This is a genomic window from Bradyrhizobium sp., assembly GCF_019244115.1.
GTDB lineage: Bacteria > Pseudomonadota > Alphaproteobacteria > Rhizobiales > Xanthobacteraceae > Bradyrhizobium.
This window is the reverse complement of record NZ_JAFATE010000278.1, coordinates 1-2,844: the sequence shown is the minus strand read 5'-3', so window position 1 is coordinate 2,844 and position 2,844 is coordinate 1. Positions and strand designations below refer to the sequence as shown.

Annotated in this window: 3 protein-coding genes and 1 pseudogene; all 4 read right to left on the bottom strand. The window is 64.8% G+C overall.

The features are described 5' to 3' along the window. Positions 1–444: ATP-binding protein (locus JOZ76_RS12505; protein WP_291698936.1), on the bottom strand; the 444-nt coding region annotated here is incomplete at its 3' end. Between the two features lie 23 nt (positions 445–467). After that, positions 468–1,766, bottom strand: a complete 1,299-nt coding sequence (istA, locus tag JOZ76_RS12500) for an IS21 family transposase (protein WP_291698935.1) — start codon at positions 1,764–1,766, stop codon at positions 468–470. Positions 1,767–1,825: 59 nt separating this feature from the next. Then, complete coding sequence (locus tag JOZ76_RS12495; protein WP_291698934.1) at positions 1,826–2,467, bottom strand: FAD-dependent monooxygenase; 642 nt, start codon at positions 2,465–2,467, stop codon at positions 1,826–1,828. Next, positions 2,464–2,844: pseudogene (locus JOZ76_RS12490) on the bottom strand (hypothetical protein); the annotation flags it as partial. The gene JOZ76_RS12495 and the pseudogene JOZ76_RS12490, both read right to left, overlap by 4 nt.

Sequence of the window (2,844 nt, the reverse complement as noted above, 5' to 3'; positions counted from 1 at the left end):
CGTGAGGCGATCCTCGAGCCGGCCCTCGCTATGCGCCTTGGCGAGCTGGGCTACCAGGGTCGGAGCCGGCACGAACAACACCGTGTAGCCGGCCAGGATCGCCTGGCGCCCAATCGCTACTGCCAGATGCGTCTTACCGACACCCGGGGGCCCCAACAGCAGGACCGCCTCGGCATTGGCGATGAAGCGGCCGGCCGCGATCTCGCGGATCTGCTTTTTGTCGACCGAGGGCTGGGCGGTGAAGTCGAAGCTGTCGAGATCACGCACAAACGGGAAGCGCGCCAGCCCAATGCCCATCTCAATGCGGCGCTCATCCTTGCGCGTAATCTCACGCTCGCAGAATAGCGATAGCGCTTCACGAATGGTCAGCTCCCGTCGGCCCGCTTCGTCGATCAAGCTGTCGAGCTGATCACGGATCGCCGTCAGCTTGAGCCGGTTGAGCATTGCCATCAGGTGATCGTGTTCCATCACCAGCGCCCTCCAACCAGCCGCTCGTATTCGAGCAGCGGCCGCAGCAGCTCGGACGGGGCGGCGGTGTCGGAAACAGGCGCAATCTGGGCAGGCATCCGCGCGCGGGAGCCGACGACGCCGTCGAAGTGGAGCGGGTCGACAACACGCTGGAAGCGGCCGGTCCGGCGTTGGTGAACCGCGACCTCGCGCCCGCCATGGCTGACCCGCAGCTGGTCGCCGGCGATCATCACGCGCACGCTCTCGCCGATCAGCCGCCACGGCACCGAATAGGCGTTGCCGTCGACCCCGATCACACAGTCAGCCTGCACCTTGCGCACTAGCTCGCGTGCTATCGCAAACGGCGGAACGCCAGCGATCGGGCGCAAAGCTCTGGCCTCCGCACGCCGGAAGCGCTCGATCGGGACCTCACCGGTCGTGCCGTGCACCCGCTGATCAGCGACATCGCGAGCCCACCCGTCGAGGTGGGCCTCCAACGCCGACCAGCTCTCAAAGCGCCGTCCGGCAATCGCGTTCTTCTTCACATAGCCGACGCCGCGCTCATCTTTCCCTTTGGTGCGGGCCCGGTAGGGGGCACAAGCGTGCGGCCGAAAACCCCAATGCTTGGCAAAGGCGTGCAGCCGCGCATTGAACTCAACCTCTCGGGTCGCGCGGTCATGACGCACCACCAGCCCGCGATCATTGTCGAGCAGCACCTCTTCAGTGATCCCGCCGAAGTGGTGGAATGCCCCCTCGATGCCGGAAAACCAGCTCTCCTGGCGCTCATTGCGAAATGCCCGAACATAAAGCCGGCGCGAATAGCCCAGCGTCGCCACAAACAGGTACACCTTCACATTCTCATCGCCGATCGCCACCCGCCGCTCGCCAAAGTCGATCTGAAGCTGCTTACCGGGTGGCGTCTCAAAGCGAATCGTTGCTCGCGCTTCCGCCTCCAGTTCGCGTCGCAGATGACGCACCTCCCGCTCGACCGTCCGCAGGGTCAACCGGATCCCCTTCTCCCGCTCGATCTCCTGGCGAACCACATCGGCGTTGCCGGCATGCCGGCGGAACCGCTCGGCCACCCACTCCTCCAGTCCACTCAGTGTCCGTGGCCGACCCCGTCCGCGATAGGCTACCCAGCCACCCTCGGCCAGATACCGGCGGACCGTCATGTGGCTGCACCCCAGCTCGCCCGCGATCCGTCGCACACCCCACCCCAACGCCTTCAGCCGCAGCATCGCCGCGACCTCCTCCGGCGTCTGCATAACCTCTCTCCGCGGTAACTCCCCCCGCGAAGCAGGCTGCACTGTTTCTTCCATTGTCTGACCCTCCTCCTCAGCGAGGGGGTCCAGTTCTCAATGTCGCCAGGGGTCCAGTTTTATCGGTCGCGTGACAACGACAGTCCGCAGCCAAAGCAGGGATCGTTCGATGCCGCTGCATCGCCAACCAGTACAAGTGCCGCTCTCTGTGGGTGGGGTACCCATCTGTCCGCGGCATCAAACGAGGCAAGTGGCCCCGCGACTTGGAGGTCGCTCGCGTACCAGGTTGGCGGCGCGCCGGCCGCGATATTGGCGGATACGAAGTCAGCAATAGCCGTCTTTCCCCTCCAAGGACGCTCGGGAGCGCCATCGCGCTTGTGGCGGCCGACATATGCGCGAAACCGACCATTCCCGAGCGGCACGGTGAGTGACACCATGCCATATCCCGGGTGAACGAAACCGCTCATTGTGTCCTCAGGCGCCGCGAGCCCGTCGATCCGCAATCCTGCGATGGTCATACCGGCCGGATCATGCTCGACACGGAAACCACCCCACTGGCGGGCCATCGAACTTCGTCCATCCGCGCCGACGACAAGGCGCGCCCGGTAGGCGTGTTCGCCATTCGCATCCAGGCGGACCCAAACGCCGGGCGGCGTTTCCGCCAACAAGCCGACGACACGTGCGCCCCGCAGGACGGTCGCCCCTGCCTTCTCTGCTGCGGCGATGACCACCGACCGCATCTCCGGATGATAGAAATTCAATGATCCCGCTCGGTGCGGCGAGGTTTCAAAAAAATCGCGGCGCCTCGCGTCGCTAAAGCCGACGAGTTGCCCCGACCATAACACACCTCGCAGCCGCCGGTCTCCAGCAGCAATTCGTAGAGCCCGAGCTTTCGCGCTTCCGTAATCCCCCAGGGATGCATCTGTTCGCCGCGCACCCGATCTCTGACAGCGGTCTCCCGCTCCAACACCAGGACGCGCATACCACCCTCGGCCAGCACTTTAGCCAGGGTCGCCCCCGCTAACCCCCGAATGGTGATAACATCGTACTCGGCAACCATTTCAGCCTCCGCGCCCACAGTGCGGCATTTCGAACGGAAAGCGCTTTTTTCCTCGCCCGAGACTTTGCGTGCATGGCG

What these genes read in the sequence shown, in the direction of transcription:
- istA (WP_291698935.1), bottom strand. Translation starts at nt 1,766, where the DNA reads ATGGAAGAAACAGTGCAGCCTGCTTCGCGGGGGGAGTTACCGCGGAGA.